The following is a 368-nucleotide window of genomic DNA, read 5'->3' as shown; positions in this document are numbered from 1 at the left end:
CGGCTGTCCATGCCGATCAAGGCAAACAGCATCGGCCCACTGCAGTTGATATCCACATCCAGCCACTCGCTGGGCAATGTCGTTGGCGTATCGGGGTTCAGGCGGTGGACCGGGATTTTGCCGTGGTCGATCAGGCCGCTGCCGGACAAACCGACGGTGCATGAACTGGGGGTGACGAGGCCGGAGACGGTCATGTCGCTGGCGGTACTGGCCAAAACAGTGGAGCTGGTGTTGAGCACTAACAGCGCCGCGCTAAGGCGTAGGTATCCGTTCATCGTTCGCTTCTCGGTGCAGGTAACGAACCTCGCAGTCAGAGGCGAGGTCCCAGGGGCGCCGGTCCATGGCATGTACATCGGTGGGCTTACAGG

General features: G+C 61.4%; 1 protein-coding gene. It reads right to left on the bottom strand.

From position 1 onward, the window contains the following. Positions 1-275, bottom strand: a 275-nt coding sequence (locus HX855_RS32970; RefSeq protein WP_178948088.1) for a DUF1120 domain-containing protein, incomplete at its 3' end; no start/stop codon positions are given. Between the last annotated feature and the right edge of the window lie 93 nt (positions 276-368).

The sequence above is a fragment of the Pseudomonas sp. IPO3778 genome, assembly GCF_013386825.1.
GTDB lineage: Bacteria > Pseudomonadota > Gammaproteobacteria > Pseudomonadales > Pseudomonadaceae > Aquipseudomonas.
The sequence above is the reverse complement of the archived record's forward strand: the minus strand, read 5'-3'. Positions and strand labels throughout refer to the sequence as shown.